Consider the following 15,215-nt stretch of genomic DNA (forward strand, 5'->3'; position numbering starts at 1 on the left):
TACTAGCCCGCCGGTGAGGCCCCACCTGCGCGAACGTTCCACGCGTGGATGGTTCTTGCTCCATCCGTGAGTGAAGCGGCTCGCACCACCCAAGAAACACTCTCGATCCCCAACGAAGGGCAGAACGACACTCAAGGAAGACGTTTAGCAGGGCATTTGTGGAGACCCCTCAGAAGGGGTAGCGTCCTGCCTGCCGAATGGTGAGAGCCACCCCGGGCAAGGGGTGGCTCTCGTCTCCGTCGGTGCATTGCGAAGATCCGTAGCAGGATACCGAGACGCACAACTGGAGAAGGACATGCTGTCACGCTCTCGCCTCGCGCTCTACCTGGCCCCCCGAGACCTCCCGTTCGTCCTCGTCGGCGGCGCGATCGGCGTCCTCGGCGGCTGGTCTCCAGCACCAACGGCGGCCGCTGTCTTGACGGCGTTCCTGGTGGCCTTCCAGGTGAAGACCGAGATCCTCACGAAGCCTCGCTCGTGACCGAACACGGCCCAACAACGGCCCAGAGGTAACGAAAAGCCCCCTCCCGGCGGAGAACCCGCAGGTAGGGGGCCTATTCGTGCAGGCTTACTTCTTCTTGCCCTGGTTCTTCACGGCCTCGATCGCTGCCGCGGCCGCGTCCGGGTCGAGGTACGTGCCGCCGGGGTTCAGCGGCTTGAACTCGGCGTTCAGCTCGTACGACAGCGGGATGCCCGTCGGGATGTTCAGGCCCGCGATGTCCGCGTCGGAGACTCCGTCGAGGTGCTTGACGAGGGCGCGGAGCGAGTTGCCGTGGGCGGCGACCAGGACCGTGCGGCCGGTGAGGAGGTCGGGGACGATGCTGTCGAACCAGTACGGCAGCATGCGGCCGACGACGTCCTTGAGGCACTCCGTCTGCGGGCGCAGCTCGGGCGGGAGCATGGCGTAGCGGGCGTCGGAGAACTGGGAGTACTCGGCGTCGCGGTCCAGCGGGGGCGGCGGGGTGTCGTAGGAGCGGCGCCACAGCATGAACTGCTCCTCGCCGAACTCCGCGAGGGTCTGGGCCTTGTCCTTGCCCTGGAGGGCGCCGTAGTGGCGCTCGTTGAGGCGCCAGTGGCGGTGGACCGGGATCCAGTGGCGGTCGGCGGCCTCCAGTGCGAGCTGGGCCGTGCGGATCGCGCGCTTCTGGACGGACGTGTGGACCACGTCGGGCAGCAGGCCGGCGTCCTTGAGCAGCTCGCCGCCGCGCGTCGCCTCCTTCTCGCCCTTCGGGGTGAGGTTGACGTCCACCCAGCCGGTGAACAGGTTCTTCTCGTTCCACTCGCTCTCGCCGTGGCGGAGGAGGATCAGCTTGTACGGTGCGTCGGCCATGGTTCCGAGCGTAATCCAAGCGCTCGATCCCCCGCGCCGGGCGCCCGGTGGGCGGACGGTTGACGGGAAGTGTTAATCGGGTGGCCCCGCGGGGCGACGTCTTCGTAAGTTCTGCTTACCGCATTCGCCGCTTACATCGGCGTTCGTTCCGCATGCTTACGGGGGTCCCATGTCAGTCGTCGGTCTGAGACGTGCCGCACGCGAGAGCGTGTCCGGGCTCCCCCGTGAGTTCTGGTGGCTGTGGACCAGCACCCTGGTCAACCGGCTCGGTGCCTTCGTCGCCACCTTCATGGCGCTGTACCTGACCATCGACCGCGGCTACTCCGCCTCGTACGCCGGTCTGGTCGCCGCCCTGCACGGGCTCGGCGGGGTCGTGTCCTCGCTGGGCGCCGGGGTGATGACCGACCGGTTCGGGCGGCGGCCGACGCTGCTCGTCGCGCAGACGTCGACCGCGCTGTCGGTCGCGCTGCTCGGCTTCATGCGGGACCCCGCGGCCATCGCCGCCGTCGCCTTCCTGGTCGGCATGGCGAGCAACGCCTCCCGGCCGGCGGTGCAGGCGATGATGGCGGACATCGTGCGGCCCGAGGACCGTATCCGGGCGTTCTCGCTGAACTACTGGGCCATCAACCTCGGCTTCGCGGTCTCCTCCATGGCGGCCGGGTTCATCGCCGAGGTCAGCTATCTCGCCGGGTTCCTGATCGAGGCCGGGATGACGCTCGCCTGCGCCGTCCTCGTCTTCGTGAAGCTGCCCGAGTCCCGGCCGAGGGAGCACGCCGACAAGATGCCCGGCGCTGGGGAGGCGACGCGTGTCTCGCTCGGGACCGTGCTGCGCGACGGGCGGTACATGGGTGTCGTGGGGCTGTCCTTCCTCGTCGCGCTGATCTTCCAGCAGGCCTACGTGGGGCTTCCGGTGGCCATGGGCGAGGCCGGGTTCACGCCCGCGGACTTCGGGCTGGCGATCGCCGTCAACGGGTTCCTGATCGTCGTCCTGCAGATCCCCGTCACCCGGTTCATCGAGCACCGCGATCCGCGGCTGCTGCTCGTCGCCTCGTCGCTGCTGGCCGGGTACGGCTTCGGGCTCACCGCCTTCGCCGGGTCGGTCGGGGTCTTCGCCCTCACCGTGTGCGTGTGGACGCTGGCCGAGGTCGTCAACGCGCCCACCCAGACCGGGCTCGTCGTCCGCCTCTCCCCCGTGCACGGGCGCGGGCGCTACCAGGGCATGTACACGATGTCCTGGGCGGTCGCCGCCCTCGTCGCCCCGCTGATGTCCGGGTTCGTGATCGACCACTGGGGCGCCGAGTGGCTGTGGGGCGTCTGCGCGGTCGTCGGGACGGTGGCGGCGGCCGGGTACTGGGCGCTCATGCGGGGTCTGTCGGAGGACGGGACAGCGGCTGCCCGGGAAGCGTCCGACGCCCCCGCGCCCCGGATCGACGCCGGCGCCGTCTGATCCGGTCGCCCGCTCACCGGTGCATCCGCGCCCCCTTCAGCACCTTGTCCACCGCGTTCTTCGGGCCGTACACCGCGAGGCCGACCAGGTCCAGGTCGGCCGTCGCCACGGCCCGTACCGCGGCCCTGTTGTCGCGGTCGTTGCCCGTGGTGAAGAGGTCGGACGTGAAGAGGGCGCGGGGCAGGGCGCGGGACAGCACGCGCGCGTGGGCGGTCGTCAGCGTCTCCTTCGTGCCCTCGAAGACCAGCACCGGCTGGCGGAGCATCGGCAGGTAGCCGACGGCGTCCGCGTCCTCGTACGGCTCCCCGACCACCTCGGGGAACTGGCTGCCGAGGCCGCTGACCAGGAAGGCGGTGACGTTGAGGCGCTGCCAGGTCTCCAGGTCCTCGCGCAGCAGTACGGCGATCTTGGTGTCGAAACGGATGGGGGCTTCGGAGGCCGCCGCCCCGGCTGCGTGGTCTGCGTCGTGCGTGCTCATACCGTGAGACTGCCGACCCGCACCCCGCCCGGTCTTGTACGTTTTTTGCATGGCCGGCCAGCACAGCGACGAGCGGAAGGACCGGCGGAAGGACCCCCGGGGCGACCGGCGGAGCGTCTCCGCCTGGCGGCCCCGCGTCCCGGGTGTCGTCGAGGTCTTCCACGCCCACTACACCGAGTACGCCTACCCGATGCACGTCCACGACGCCTGGACGCTGCTCATCGTCGACGACGGCGCCGTGCGGTACGACCTGGACCGGCACGAGCACGGCACCCCGCACGACACGGTGTCGCTGCTGCCGCCGCACGTGCCGCACAACGGTTCCCCGGCCACCCCGGACGGTTTCCGCAAGCGCGTGCTGTACCTGGACGCCTCCCGGCTGGGCGACGAGCTGATCGGGGCCGCCGTGGACGCCCCCGACGTGCGTGATCCGGTGCTGAGGCGGCGGGTCGGGCAGCTGCACGCGGCGCTCGCGCTGCCCGGGGACGAGCTGGAGGCGGAGAGCAGACTGACGCTGATCGGCGACCGGCTGCGCACCCGTCTGCGGCCGAGGGAGGGCACGGACGGCGTGCGGCGGGATCCCGTCCTCGCCCGGCGGCTGCGGGAGCTGCTCGACGAGCGGGTCGTCGCGGGGATCGCGCTGGAGGAGGCGGCGACGCTGGTGCCGGCCCATCCGGCCCACCTCGTACGGGCGTTCAGCGGCGCCTACGGCATCGCGCCGCACCAGTACCTGATGTCCCGCCGGGTCGACCGGGCCCGGCGGCTGCTGCTGGCCGGACGGTCCCCGGCGGACGTGGCGGGCGTCACCGGGTTCTACGACCAGGCCCATCTGACCCGGCACTTCAAGCGGTTGGTGGGGGTCACGCCGGGGCGGTACCGGACCAGTGGCGCCCGGAGCTGAGCCGGGCCCGGGACGGGATCAGCCGTCGGAGCGCTCGATCAGGTGCTTGAACGCCTCCAGGTTGCGCGTCGACTCGCCGCGCGAGGTCCGCCACGCGTGCTCCTTGCGGATGGCGGAGGCGAAGCCCAGCTCCAGCAGGGTGTTGAAGGCGCCGTCGGCGGCCTCCAGGACCTGGCCGAGCAGGCGGTCGATCTCGTCGGGGGTGACGGCGGCCAGGGGGAGCTTCGCGGTGACGTAGATGTCGCCGAGGCGGTCGACGGCGTAACCGATGCCGTACAGCTTGAGGTTGCGCTCCAGGAGCCAGCGGTGGACGGCCGGTTCGTTCTCGTCGGGGTGGCGGACGACGAAGGCCTGGAGCGAGAGGGAGTGCCGGCCGAGGAGGAGGGAGACCGTCGTGGACAGTTTGCGGGTGCCGGGGAGCTTGACGACGTAGGTGCCCGGCTCGGGGCTCTCCCACTCCACCTCGGCGTCCTTCAGCGCTTCCTCGAGGACCTGCGCTGCCTTGTGCTGTGGTGCCTCAGCCATGGTGCGAGCGTACGCGACGGCGGTGGGTCTGGATCGCGGCCGTGTACACGTCGGCGGTGGTGGCGGCGGCGCTGTCCCAGCCGAAGGACTGGGCGTGCCGGGCGGCGGCGTCGCCCATGCGGGGCGTCAGGTCGGGATTGTCGGCGAAGTCGCGCAGCACGCGCGCGTACGCGGCGGGATCGTGGCCGTCGACGAGGCGGCCGGTGACCCCGTCACGCACGGCGACCGGGAGGCCGCCGACCGACGCGGCGAGGACCGGCGTGCCGGCCGCCTGGGCCTCGATGGCGACCAGCCCGAAGGACTCGCTGTAGGACGGCATGACCAGCACGGACGCGGCCCGGAACCAGTCGGCGAGCTGCTCCTGGCCGACGGGCGGCCTAAAGCGCACGACGTCGGCGATGCCGAGCCGCGCGGCGAGTTTCTGCAGGCCCTCCGGCTTGGCGAGGCCGCTGCCGCTGGGGCCGCCGACGACGGGGACGACGATGCGGGAGCGCAGCTCGGGGCGTTCGTCGAGGAGTACGGCGACGGCGCGCAGCAGGATGTCCGGCGCCTTCAGGGGCTGTATGCGGCCCGCGAAGAGCGGGATCAGCGCGTCCTGGGGCAGGCCGAGGCGGGCGCGGGCGGCGGCGCGGGCGTTGCCGTGCTGTCCCGGTCCGGGAACGGTGCCCTTGGGGAAGGGGCGGAAGCGGTCGAGGTTCACGCCGGGGTGGACGACGGCGACCCTGCCGGGGTCGGCGGCGTAGTGGCGGACCAGCTCGTCGGCCTCCTCGGCGGTGTTGGCGATCAGCCGGTCGGAGGCGGCGACGATCTGGGTCTCGCCGATGACGCGGGCGGCCGGTTCGGGGGTGTCGCCGTCGGCCAGGTTGGCGTTCTTGACCTTGGCCATGGTGTGCATGGCGTGCACGAGGGGGGCGCCCCAGCGCTGGGCGGCGAGCCAGCCGACGTGCCCGGAGAGCCAGTAGTGGGAGTGCACGAGGTCGTAGTGGCCGGGGCGGTGGCCTGCCCAGGCCTGCATCACTCCGTGGGTGAAGGCGCAGAGCTGGGCGGGCAGCTCCTCCTTGGCCAGCCCCTCGTACGGGCCCGCGTCGACGTGCCGGACGAGGACGCCGGGGGACAGTTCGACGGAGGGCGGGAGCGCGGCGGTGGTCGCGCGCGTGAAGATCTCGACCTCGATGTTGATCGCGGCGAGGCGCTGGGCCAGCTCCACGATGTAGACGTTCATGCCGCCGGCGTCGCCGGTGCCGGGCTGGTGGAGCGGTGAGGTGTGCACGGACAGCATGGCGACGCGCCGGGGCCTGCGCAGCAGCCGGAGCCGCGCGGAGGCAGCCGGTGAGCGACGCCCGAGCCTGCTGACGTACTGGCTCACGAGCCGTTCCTCCTCGCTGCGGGCATGCCGGGCCGAGGACGTGCGCCGTCCTCCAAGGCCCAAAACACCGGACGGGTGGTGCTCCATTCCGGTTTTCCGACCTTTGCCGAATCATTACCGTGAATCGCTCAACCGTTCGAGGCCCCGTTGCGTGCGGCGCCTCTCCCGCCCCCCGGGTTCGAGCTTCGGCGTAAATCGGTCGGCGGCTTCGCGGGTGCCCGCCTACGCTCCCGTCATGTCCGACCCGGAAGATCATCTCGCCGCCGCACCGCACGACACCGAGTACGCACGTGAGCTCGCCGAGCTCGCCGCGCTGGAGGCCCTGGAGGCCCTGGAGGCGCACGCCTCGGGAGGCGTCGCCGAGGCGCAGTCGGACGCGGTGGCTCCGCCGCCCGGGGGCTGGTACCCCTGCCCGGCCTGCGGGCACCAGATGTTCAGCCGGTTGTGGGCGTACGAGATCTGCGAGGTGTGCTTCTGGGAGGAGGACCCCTACCAGCTGCGCCACCCGTGGACCGGCATGGGACCCAACGGAGGTCTGAGCCTGATGGAGGCGCAGGCCAACTACCGGCGCTTCGGCGCGGTGGAGGAGGAGCACGTCCGGCGCGTGCGCCCGCCGCGGGCCGACGAACCGGTGGACCCGGGCTGGCGCCTCGCCGACCCCGACCTCGACCCCTTCGAGCAGGACACCTCCGGGACCACGCCTCACCCGGACGACCTCGCCACCCTCTACTACTGGCGGCCGACCTACTGGCGGCGCCACCTGCGACCGCGCCCACGGCCGGACCCACGGCCGGACCCGCAGCCGTGAAGCCGGGGGGCGGCCGCCCCCCGGCCGGCGGCCGCCTACCCTCGTAGGCATGCCAGTCCGTGCCGCCGCCACCCGCCCCCTGGGCACGGTCACGCGCGGGACGACGAATCCGAACCGGCTGCGCCGCATGGACCGCTGGATCGCGGCCGTGCACGGCGCCGAACTGCGCCGCGCCGCCGACCCCGTCGCCGTCGACCTCGGCTACGGCGCGGCCCCCTGGACCGCCGTCGAACTGCTGCACCGCCTGCGCACGGTCGCGCCGCACGCGCGCGTGGTGGGCGTCGAGATCGACCCGGCGCGGGTGGCGGCGGCCGCGCCGTACGCGCGCGAGGGCCTGCTCTTCCGGCACGGCGGCTTCGAGGTGCCCGTACCCGAGGGCGGGCCGCCGCTGCTCATCCGCGCGGCGAACGTGCTGCGCCAGTACGACGAGGGGGAGGTCGCCGCCGTCTGGGAGCGGCTGTGCGCCCGGCTCGCACCGGCGTCCGGGCACTCGCGCGGCGGGCTTCTGGTCGAGGGCACCTGCGACGAGATCGGGCGCCGGCACGTGTGGGTGGCGCTGGGTCCCGAGGGGCCGCGCACGCTCACCTTCGCGACCCGTCTCGGCTCCCTGGACCGCCCCTCCGACCTGGCCGAACGGCTGCCGAAGGCGCTCATCCACCGCAATGTCCCCGGTGAGCCCGTGCACGCCTTCCTGCGCGACTTCGACCGCGCCTGGGCGGCCGCCGCGCCCTACGCCTCCTACGGCGCCCGGCAGCGCTGGATGCGGGCCGTGCGGGACCTGACGGCCGACTGGCCGGTGACGGACGGGCCGGTGCGGTGGCGTCAGGGCGAAGTGACGGTGCGGTGGGAGGCGTTGGCGCCCCGCGCGTGAACCGGCGGGGCGGACGGGCCGATGCGGCCCGGGAACGATCTCCGTGCGACGTTCGTCACACACCGGGGGGAAGCGGGAGGAAAGCACGGCCGCACGGCCTCTGTCGCTTTTCGCGCCGGCATGGCACGATCCCCCGAGCGAGCTATGTTACTGACGGTTAATCAGTTTGGGGGCGTGGTATGCGCACGGGGAAGCATGTCCTGACGACCGCCGCCGTGACCGTGGTCTGCGCGGTCACCGTGCTGGCCGCACCGGGCACGGCCCTCGCCGCCCCCGGGCCGACACCCCCGCCGAGCGCCCCCGGCGCCTCCCGGGCCCCCGCCACGCCGCCCGCCGCGCCGCCCGTCGCGCCGGACAAGGACCTGGAAGCCGTACGCCGGCAGCTCGACGGGCTGTACCGCGCGGCGGCCTCGGCCACGGAGGAGTACAACGCCGCCGAGGAGCAGACCGAGAAGCAGAACGCCGAGATCGTCGAACTGGCCAAGAAGATCGTCGAGGGCCAGGAGAAGCTGGACCGGCTCAAGGACCGCGCGGGGGCCGCGGCCCGCTCCCAGTACCGCACCGGCGGCCTGCCCGACGGCGCCAAGCTGGTGCTGAGCGACGACCCGGAGGACTTCCTCGACGGCACCGGCCGGGTGATCCAGGGCCAGCGCGCCGCCAAGGGCCTGCTCGGCGAGCTGTCCCGCGCCCAGCAGGACCTGAAGACGTACGCGGCGGACGCCTCCGCCCAGTTCGAGAAGCTGGAGGCGAACCGCAGGACCAAGGCCGCCGCCCAGAAGAAGATCGAGAAGCAGATCGCGGCGGCCGAGAAGCTCGAGTCCGAGCTGGAGCAGGAGGAGAGGGAGCGCCTCGCCCGGCTGGAGCGGGAGGCACAGGCCAAGGCCCAGACCGCCTGGCTCGGCTCCGGCGTCCTCAAGGACCTGGACGCCGAGGCGACCGACCGGGGCCGCAAGGCCGTCGAGTACGCCACCGCCCAGATCGGGAAGCCGTACCAGTGGGGCGCCGAGGGCCCGAAGTCCTACGACTGCTCCGGCCTGACCTCGCAGGCCTGGGTGTCGGCCGGGCGGGCGATCCCGCGCACCTCGCAGGAGCAGTGGAGGCAGCTCCAGCACGTCGACGTGAAGGACATGCGTCCCGGCGACCTGATCATCTACTTCGACGACGCCAGCCATGTCGGCATGTACGTCGGCGACGGCTCGGTCGTGCACGCCCCGCGCCCCGGGCGCTCGATCACCGTCGCGGGGGCGGGCACGATGCCGATCCTCGGCGTGGTCCGGCCGGACACCGCCGAGGCCCCCGAGGGGTGAGGCGGGCCACGCGCCCCGACCCGGTGGCGTGACGCGCGCCACGCGCCCCGGCCCGGAGGCGTGAGGCGGGCCACGTGACCCAGTCCACGCCCGACCCCCGCCCCCGCGTGACGTTCGTCATCCCCGGCGCCCGGCCGACGTGTCCAACTGCGGGGGATAACGCGGCATATGACAGTGGCCGATCACCGTCCGACGTGTTCTGGACCATTCCGCAGCGGCGCGGTCACCCGCTATGGTCCCCGTCGGTGGGTCGAGGTCCCTCGCCCCGCCATGCCCTCGGGGGGAGGGAAGGAAACCGACACCATGCCCGTACCCGTACCGCGGCAGAGGGCGATTCCGGCCGTGGAGTGCGGTCAGGCGCCCGCCGCTTCCCCGGACAGCGGCCCTTCCACGGAACAGGCCCAGCCCGGGGCGCACCCGGCCCGGAACCCCGCCGCCCGGCGAGAGAACGACACCACGGAGAAGCGCGAGAAGCCCACGGACACCAGCACGGACACCAGCACGGACGCCGGCCCGGACACCGGCACGGACCGGACCGCGCACCGCGGCCCGGACAAGAGCGGCGCCGCTCCCACGAACCTGACGGTGCTGCTGATCGAGGACGATCCGGCCGGCTCGCCGATCGTGCCCGACCTGCTCGACCAGGCCGGCAAGCCGATCCGCGTCCGCACCGCGCGCAACCTCACCGAGGCCGGGCGGCTGCTGACCGACGACGTCCACTGCATCCTGCTGGACCTCGCCCTGTCGGCCCCCGGCCCGGCCCGCACGAGTCCCGACGGCCACGGCCACGGCACCGGCGAGGGCGACGCGGAGGACGCCGACGAGCTGGCGGTGCTCCGGCACGTGCTGGAGCTCGCGCCCCGGCACGCCGTGCTCGCGCTCACCTCCTCCAGCGACGCCGAGCGCGGCGCCGAGGCGGTGGCGGTCGGCGCGCAGGACTACCTGTTCCGCGACGAACTGGACGGCCGCCTGCTGAGCCGGGCGATCCGCTACGCCGTCGAGCGCAAACGCTCCGACTCGGCGGAACGGCGGCTGGCCGAGGGCCGGGTGCGGGCGCAGGAGAACCGCCGCCTGGAGCGCGGTCTGCTGCCGACCCCGCTGCTCGCCGGTTCCCCGCTGCGCTTCGCCGCCCGCTACCGGCCGGGCCGCTCGCGCGCCCTGCTCGGCGGCGACTTCTACGACGTCGTCCGCACCCCGGACGGCACCGTGCACGCCATGATCGGCGACGTCTGCGGGCACGGCCCGGACGAGGCGGCGCTCGGTGTGGAGCTGCGGATCGCCTGGCGGGCGCTGACCCTGGCGGGGCTCTGCGGCGACCAGCTGCTCGGCACGCTCCAGGAGGTGCTGGAGCACGAGCGCTCGGACGACGAGATCTTCGCGACCCTGTGCGCGGTGGACATAGCGCCGGACGGCCGCCGCGCCGGCCTGTGCCTGGCCGGGCACCCGTCCCCGCTGATCGCCGGCCCCGGCGTGCCCGCGCGGCTGCTGCCGTACGACAACAACGGCCCGGCGCTGGGGCTGCTGCCGGGGGCCCGCTGGCCGCGGATGCACGTGGAGCTGGGCGCCGAGTGGAGCCTGATGCTCTACACCGACGGCCTGATCGAGGGCCACGTCGGCGAGGGCCGGGAGCGGCTCGGCCAGGACGGCATGGTGGAGATGGTCCGCCGCCAGCGCGCCGACGGCCTGCGGGGCGAGGACCTGCTGCGGGCGACCGTCAACGAGGTCCGCGAACTCAACGGCGGCGAACTGGCGGACGACGTGGCGGTGGTCCTGCTGGACCGGACGGCCTGAGCCGCCCGGCACCCGGGATGACACGCGTGCGGCCCCCGGGACCGCACCCGGGGACCCGTCGGGGTCCGCCTGCGGGAAACCGGTCGGGGTCCGCCTGCGGGAAACCGGTCGGGGTCCGCCTGCGGGAAACCGGTCGGGGTCCGCCTGCGGGGAACCTGTCAGCGTCCGCCGTTGTACGGGCCGTAGGGGCCGTCACTGCTGGAGCCGCGGCGGCTGCTGCGGCCGCCGCCCGGCAGGCCGCGCAGGGCGGGCCGTACGTCCACCATGTACACGATCGTCGCGATGAGGCCGATGATCGGCAGGAACGACAGGATGTTGAAGACCAGGTTCACCACGAAGGCGATGCCGAGGATGACCAGCCAGAAGGGCTTGGTCTTCTTGTCGGCCGCGCGGTAGGCGTCCTCACGGCGCACGGCTGCGTCGATCAGAGCGAAGCCGCTGAAAAGGATCAGGGCGATGCTCAGCAGCCACATGAAGCCTGCGAACCCCTGCATCAGCACAACGTCCACCACCAGACTCGGGTCGTCCTTACGCGGTCACCGTACCCGGAGAACGGGCCGGACACCCCAAGGGTGCCCGGCCCGCTCCGACCGACCGCGTTCTCCGCCGTCACTTCGCGGGCGGGGTGGTCTTCTTGGCGGTGGCGTTCTTCTTGGCCGGGGCCTTGCGCGGGGCGGGGGCCTTCTTCGCCGCGGCGGGCTTGTCCTCGGTGACCCGGACCGGCTGGGGCCTGGCCGCGGCGGGCTTGGCGGGAGCGGCGGGCTTGGCGGGCTCGGGCTTGGCCGGCTCGACGGCCACGGCGAAGTCCTCGACGTCCTCGGCGAGGTCCTCGATGCCGTCGGCGGCCTGGCCGCGCCAGGTGCGCACCGCGTGCTCGCCGCGCTCGGCGACCTTCTCGTAGGTCTCCCGGGCCCTGACGGCGTACTCGGCGGCCACGCCGACCGACCGCAGGGCGAGGTCCTGGGCGGTCTCGCCGAGCTTCTTGAAGTCGGCGTCGAGGGAGCCGAAGAGCTCGTTGGCCCTGGCCTGGAGGCTCCCCTGGGTCTCCTTGACGCGGGCCGTCGCCTTCTCCTGGACGGCCTTCGGGTCGGTGTTGCGCACGGCGTCGATCCGCGCCGGGGCCTCGGCGCGCAGCTGCTCCACCAGCACCGGCACCTTCTTGGCCTGCTGGAAGGCGAGGTCGGCGGTGCCGGCGGCGAAGTAGAGCGGGGTGGGGTCGCTGAAGGTCTTGCGCAGGTCGTCGGTGATGGCCATGGTGACGGTCCTCCGGTATCGCGTATGACTGAGGGTTTCGTGGTGGTCCCGCGCGCCGCCGGACGGCTGCTCGCCGCCGCTCATCCGGCCGTCTGCTGCGGGCCGGGGCCGGGTATGGAGGCGGCCCCGTCGACGGCGTCGGCGTTCGCCTCGGCGTCGGGCCCGAATCCGTTCTCCTTGCGGAAGGACTCGTAGACCTGGAGCAGTACCTGCTTCTGCCCCTCGTTGAGGGAGGGGTCGGCGAGGATGACCGCACGTGTCTCCACGTCGTCCCGGTCCCGCTCGGCGTCGAGGATCCCGGCGCGGACGTACAGCGTCTCGGCGGAGATGCGCAGTGCCTTGGCGACCTGCTGGAGCACCTCCGCGCTCGGCTTGCGCAGCCCGCGCTCGATCTGGCTGAGGTACGGATTGGACACGCCCGCGGCGTCGGCGAGCTGCCGCAGGGACAGCTGCGCGTTGCGCCGCTGCTCGCGCAGGTACTCACCGAGATTGCCGACGTTGAGCGATGCCATGCCTCCACCATGCAGCAGCTCGCTAACTATTGCAAGCAAGATGCTTGCAATAGTGCGTCCGGGGGGGGTGCTCTTCCGGACCCGCTTCCCGCAACCCCTCCCCGCGCTCCGACGTCCCACTCAGTGATGGACGGCCGCCGAGCACCCGGGAGAGCACGTGGCGAAGAAGGCGCGGACGCCGGAGGCGGCGGAGGAGAAGGACCGCGAGAAGTGGATGGCGCGCTTCCAGGTGCGGCTGGCCATGCGGCCGGGGGTGGACCGGGCGGTCGTGCTCCAGGCGGTCAAGGAGGTCACGACGCACTGCGCGGACACGGGAGAGCATCCGCGGACCGCATTCGGCGATCCGGACGCCTACGCCGTGCAGGTCGCCGCGCGGCTGGTGCCGGCGGACCGGGCGGCTCGTGCGCGGCGGCAGAACGCCGTGGTGGACGGGCTCGACACCGTGCTGCGCAGGTTCGGGGACGTCGCCGGTCCCTGACCGTGTCCGGCGTGGTCCGGCGCGTGGAGTGCGGTGCGGCTCCCGCGCTCCGGCACGGCCGGGCGGCGCGGTCGGCGCGCTCGGTGTGCCCGCTCAGAACGGCAGGGGCCGCCCGTGCACCACGTCCAGCCGGGACACCGCGCGGGTGAGGACGACGTAGAGCCGGTGCAGGCCCCGCCCTCCGGGGCCCTCGGCCGCCGCGATCGCCGCCGGTTCGACGGCGACGACGTGGTCGTACTCCAGGCCCTTGACCACGCTCGCCGGGACCACCGCCACCCTGGCCCCCGGGTCCCGCTCCGTGGACGCCGCGAGGCCGGCCGCGTCGAGGGCGGCCCGCAGCCGGGGTACGTCCGGGTCGGCGGCGACGACGCCGACGGAGCCCTCCCGGGTGAGCGCGCGCCGTACGGCGTCCACGACCGTCTCCGGCACGGCGTCCGGCGTGGTCCCGCGCAGCGTCAGTTCGCCGTCGCCGCGCAGGGAGCGGGCCGCCGGCACGTCCACGTCGAGCCGTGCCAGCAGCCGGTTGGCGAGGTCCAGGATCTCCTTCGGCACCCGGAACCCGGTGGTCAGCGGCACCACGGCCGCGTCCGGGCGGCCCAGGTGGGCGAGGACGGTCCGCCAGGACCGCGCGGCCCACGGCGTGGTCCCCTGGGCGAGGTCGCCGAGGACGGTGAGCGAACCGTGGGCGCAGCGGCGGGCGACGGCGCGGCACTCCATCGGGGAGAGGTCCTGGGCCTCGTCGACGACGACGTGGCCGTAGCCCTCCGGGTGTTCGAGGAGCCCGGCGACCTCGTCGAGGAGGATCAGGTCGGCGGCGGACCAGCGTGCCGTCCGCCACGACCGGGGTGCCCGCTCCGTCCGCAGCAGCGCCCGCTGCTCGTCGCCGTCCAGCAGCCCCTCGGCGGCCCGGGCCAGCACGCCGGGGTCGCCGAGCAGCTGCGTGACGACCTCCTCCGGGCGTACCCGGGGCCAGGCCGCGTCGACGTACGCGCCGACCGGACGGGCCCGTTCGATGCGGCGCACCCAGGCGTTGGTCCGGGGCCCGGCACGCCGTTCGGCCTGTTCCCGGACGTGCCGCACGATCCGGGCCCGGACCCGCTCGCGCCCGACGGTGTACGGCGGTTCCTCCGCGCGGACGTCCGCGACGATCCGGGCCAGCGCCTCGGCCGGGACGCGCCAGCGGTAGGAGCCGTCCGGTACGGCGAGCGGTCCCGCGGCGTCGGGCGCCACGCGCGCGTAGAGGGCGCGGCGCAGCACCTCGGCGGTCCGGGCGTCGTGCTTGACGGCGGCGGCCCGTTCGCCGTCCGTGCCGGTGACCGGGTGCCGGGCGATCTCCTGGGCGAGCGTGGACTGCCTGACGCCGCTCTCGCCGAGGGCGGGGAGCACCTCGGCGATGTAGGAGAGGAAGGTCGGGTTGGGGCCGAGGATCAGCAGTCCGGCGCGGCCGACGCGCCGCGGGTGGGTGTAGAGGAGATACGCGGCCCGGTGCAGGCCGACGGCGGTCTTGCCGGTGCCCGGGGCGCCCTGGACGCAGACGGTGGCCGAGAGGCCGGCGCGGACGAGGTCGTCCTGCTCGGGCTGGATGGTGGCGGCGATGTCCCGCATGGGTCCGACGCGGGGCCGTGCGATCTCCCGGGCGACGAGGGCACCGGCCCCGGGCTCGCCCCGGCCGAGGTGCTCGTCCTCCAGTCCGGTGAGGTCGCCGCTGTCGCCGCGGCTGCCGGGCGCCCATCCGAAGCGGCGGCGGACGGCGACGCCCCGGGGGTCGTCGGCGGTGGCCTGGTAGAAGGCGCGGGAGACGGGGGCACGCCAGTCGACGACGTGGGGCGGGGCCGCCGGGTGCTCGGTGATCCGCAGCCGCCCGATGTGCAGCGCCCGTCCCTCGCCCTCGCCCTCGCTCTCCTGGAAGTCCAGCCGCCCGAAGAACAGCGGCCCCTGGGGCAGTTCGCGCAGCGCCTTGGCCCGGCTGCGCAGCCGGTGGCCGAGGACCTCGGCGTCGGCCCCGGAGGCGGAGACGTCCTCGCCGGTGACGACGTGGTCCCGGGCGCCCTCGACCATCGCGGCGAGGACGGTCCGGCAGTGCTCGTGGTGGGCGCGTTCCCGGTCGAGTGCGCGCTGGAGGGCGGGGTCGGTCGACGTCATTCCAGCGA

The 15,215-nt window shown here is 73.5% G+C and carries 16 protein-coding genes; 8 read left to right on the forward strand and 8 right to left on the reverse strand.

What is annotated here, in order from left to right; translation table 11 throughout:
* The first annotated feature begins 295 nt into the window (after nucleotides 1–295).
* Nucleotides 296–478 carry a hypothetical protein gene (locus BJ961_RS34275; RefSeq protein WP_271416651.1) on the forward strand — a complete coding sequence of 61 codons (183 nt, stop codon included), beginning with the start codon at nucleotides 296–298 and terminating at the stop codon, nucleotides 476–478.
* A gap of 87 nt (nucleotides 479–565) precedes the next feature.
* On the opposite strand, the gene BJ961_RS34280 is transcribed toward BJ961_RS34275, so the two are convergent.
* Nucleotides 566–1,327 carry a phosphoglyceromutase gene (locus BJ961_RS34280; RefSeq protein WP_271416652.1) on the reverse strand — a complete coding sequence of 254 codons (762 nt, stop codon included), beginning with the start codon at nucleotides 1,325–1,327 and terminating at the stop codon, nucleotides 566–568.
* A gap of 169 nt (nucleotides 1,328–1,496) precedes the next feature.
* On the opposite strand from BJ961_RS34280, the gene BJ961_RS34285 reads away from it, so the two are divergent.
* The gene (locus tag BJ961_RS34285; RefSeq protein ID WP_271416653.1) at nucleotides 1,497–2,774 is read left to right on the forward strand and encodes an MDR family MFS transporter; all 1,278 of its coding nucleotides are present in this window, start codon (nucleotides 1,497–1,499) and stop codon (nucleotides 2,772–2,774) included.
* Nucleotides 2,775–2,787: 13 nt separating this feature from the next.
* Here BJ961_RS34285 and BJ961_RS34290 read toward each other — a convergent pair whose 3' ends face one another.
* Nucleotides 2,788–3,252: a DUF2000 domain-containing protein gene (locus BJ961_RS34290; RefSeq protein WP_271416654.1), complete on the reverse strand. Its 465-nt coding sequence runs from the start codon at nucleotides 3,250–3,252 to the stop codon at nucleotides 2,788–2,790.
* A gap of 49 nt (nucleotides 3,253–3,301) precedes the next feature.
* On the opposite strand from BJ961_RS34290, the gene BJ961_RS34295 reads away from it, so the two are divergent.
* On the forward strand, nucleotides 3,302–4,153 hold the full coding sequence (locus tag BJ961_RS34295; protein ID WP_271416655.1) for an AraC family transcriptional regulator: 852 nt from the start codon (nucleotides 3,302–3,304) through the stop codon (nucleotides 4,151–4,153).
* Nucleotides 4,154–4,171: 18 nt separating this feature from the next.
* Here BJ961_RS34295 and BJ961_RS34300 read toward each other — a convergent pair whose 3' ends face one another.
* Together BJ961_RS34300 and mshA are read right to left on the reverse strand one after the other, a co-directional pair.
* Nucleotides 4,172–4,678 (reverse strand): type III secretion system chaperone family protein, encoded by a 507-nt coding sequence (locus BJ961_RS34300; protein ID WP_271416656.1) that lies wholly within the window; start codon nucleotides 4,676–4,678, stop codon nucleotides 4,172–4,174.
* A complete protein-coding gene (mshA, locus tag BJ961_RS34305; RefSeq protein WP_271416657.1) occupies nucleotides 4,671–6,044 on the reverse strand; it encodes a D-inositol-3-phosphate glycosyltransferase in 1,374 nt (457 codons plus the stop codon). Before mshA ends, BJ961_RS34300 begins: the two co-directional genes overlap by 8 nt.
* Nucleotides 6,045–6,279: 235 nt before the next feature.
* Between mshA and BJ961_RS34310 the strand changes: the two genes are divergently transcribed.
* From BJ961_RS34310 to BJ961_RS34325, 4 genes are all read left to right on the forward strand, one after another.
* Complete coding sequence (locus tag BJ961_RS34310) at nucleotides 6,280–6,852, forward strand: CPCC family cysteine-rich protein (protein WP_271416658.1); 573 nt, start codon at nucleotides 6,280–6,282, stop codon at nucleotides 6,850–6,852.
* Nucleotides 6,853–6,901: 49 nt separating this feature from the next.
* On the forward strand, nucleotides 6,902–7,723 hold the full coding sequence (locus BJ961_RS34315; RefSeq protein WP_271416659.1) for a class I SAM-dependent methyltransferase: 822 nt from the start codon (nucleotides 6,902–6,904) through the stop codon (nucleotides 7,721–7,723).
* A gap of 179 nt (nucleotides 7,724–7,902) precedes the next feature.
* Nucleotides 7,903–9,030 (forward strand): C40 family peptidase, encoded by a 1,128-nt coding sequence (locus BJ961_RS34320; RefSeq protein WP_271416660.1) that lies wholly within the window; start codon nucleotides 7,903–7,905, stop codon nucleotides 9,028–9,030.
* Between the two features lie 303 nt (nucleotides 9,031–9,333).
* Entirely contained in the window at nucleotides 9,334–10,821 is a 1,488-nt protein-coding gene (locus BJ961_RS34325) for a PP2C family protein-serine/threonine phosphatase (RefSeq protein WP_271416661.1), read from the forward strand.
* A 158-nt stretch (nucleotides 10,822–10,979) separates the two neighbouring features.
* Here BJ961_RS34325 and BJ961_RS34330 read toward each other — a convergent pair whose 3' ends face one another.
* The 3 genes from BJ961_RS34330 to BJ961_RS34340 all read right to left on the reverse strand — a co-directional run bounded on the left by BJ961_RS34330 (nucleotide 10,980) and on the right by BJ961_RS34340 (nucleotide 12,587).
* The gene (locus BJ961_RS34330) at nucleotides 10,980–11,315 is read right to left on the reverse strand and encodes a DUF2516 family protein (RefSeq protein ID WP_271416662.1); all 336 of its coding nucleotides are present in this window, start codon (nucleotides 11,313–11,315) and stop codon (nucleotides 10,980–10,982) included.
* A gap of 115 nt (nucleotides 11,316–11,430) precedes the next feature.
* Nucleotides 11,431–12,075 carry a hypothetical protein gene (locus BJ961_RS34335; RefSeq protein ID WP_271416663.1) on the reverse strand — a complete coding sequence of 215 codons (645 nt, stop codon included), beginning with the start codon at nucleotides 12,073–12,075 and terminating at the stop codon, nucleotides 11,431–11,433.
* A gap of 80 nt (nucleotides 12,076–12,155) precedes the next feature.
* The gene (locus BJ961_RS34340) at nucleotides 12,156–12,587 is read right to left on the reverse strand and encodes a helix-turn-helix domain-containing protein (RefSeq protein ID WP_271416664.1); all 432 of its coding nucleotides are present in this window, start codon (nucleotides 12,585–12,587) and stop codon (nucleotides 12,156–12,158) included.
* A 157-nt stretch (nucleotides 12,588–12,744) separates the two neighbouring features.
* On the opposite strand from BJ961_RS34340, the gene BJ961_RS34345 reads away from it, so the two are divergent.
* The gene (locus tag BJ961_RS34345) at nucleotides 12,745–13,065 is read left to right on the forward strand and encodes a hypothetical protein (RefSeq protein WP_271416665.1); all 321 of its coding nucleotides are present in this window, start codon (nucleotides 12,745–12,747) and stop codon (nucleotides 13,063–13,065) included.
* Between the two features lie 93 nt (nucleotides 13,066–13,158).
* On the opposite strand, the gene BJ961_RS34350 is transcribed toward BJ961_RS34345, so the two are convergent.
* The gene (locus BJ961_RS34350; protein ID WP_271416666.1) at nucleotides 13,159–15,207 is read right to left on the reverse strand and encodes a HelD family protein; all 2,049 of its coding nucleotides are present in this window, start codon (nucleotides 15,205–15,207) and stop codon (nucleotides 13,159–13,161) included.
* Between the last annotated feature and the right edge of the window lie 8 nt (nucleotides 15,208–15,215).

This window comes from Streptomyces lienomycini (assembly GCF_027947595.1).
In the GTDB taxonomy this organism is placed as follows: domain Bacteria; phylum Actinomycetota; class Actinomycetes; order Streptomycetales; family Streptomycetaceae; genus Streptomyces; species Streptomyces lienomycini.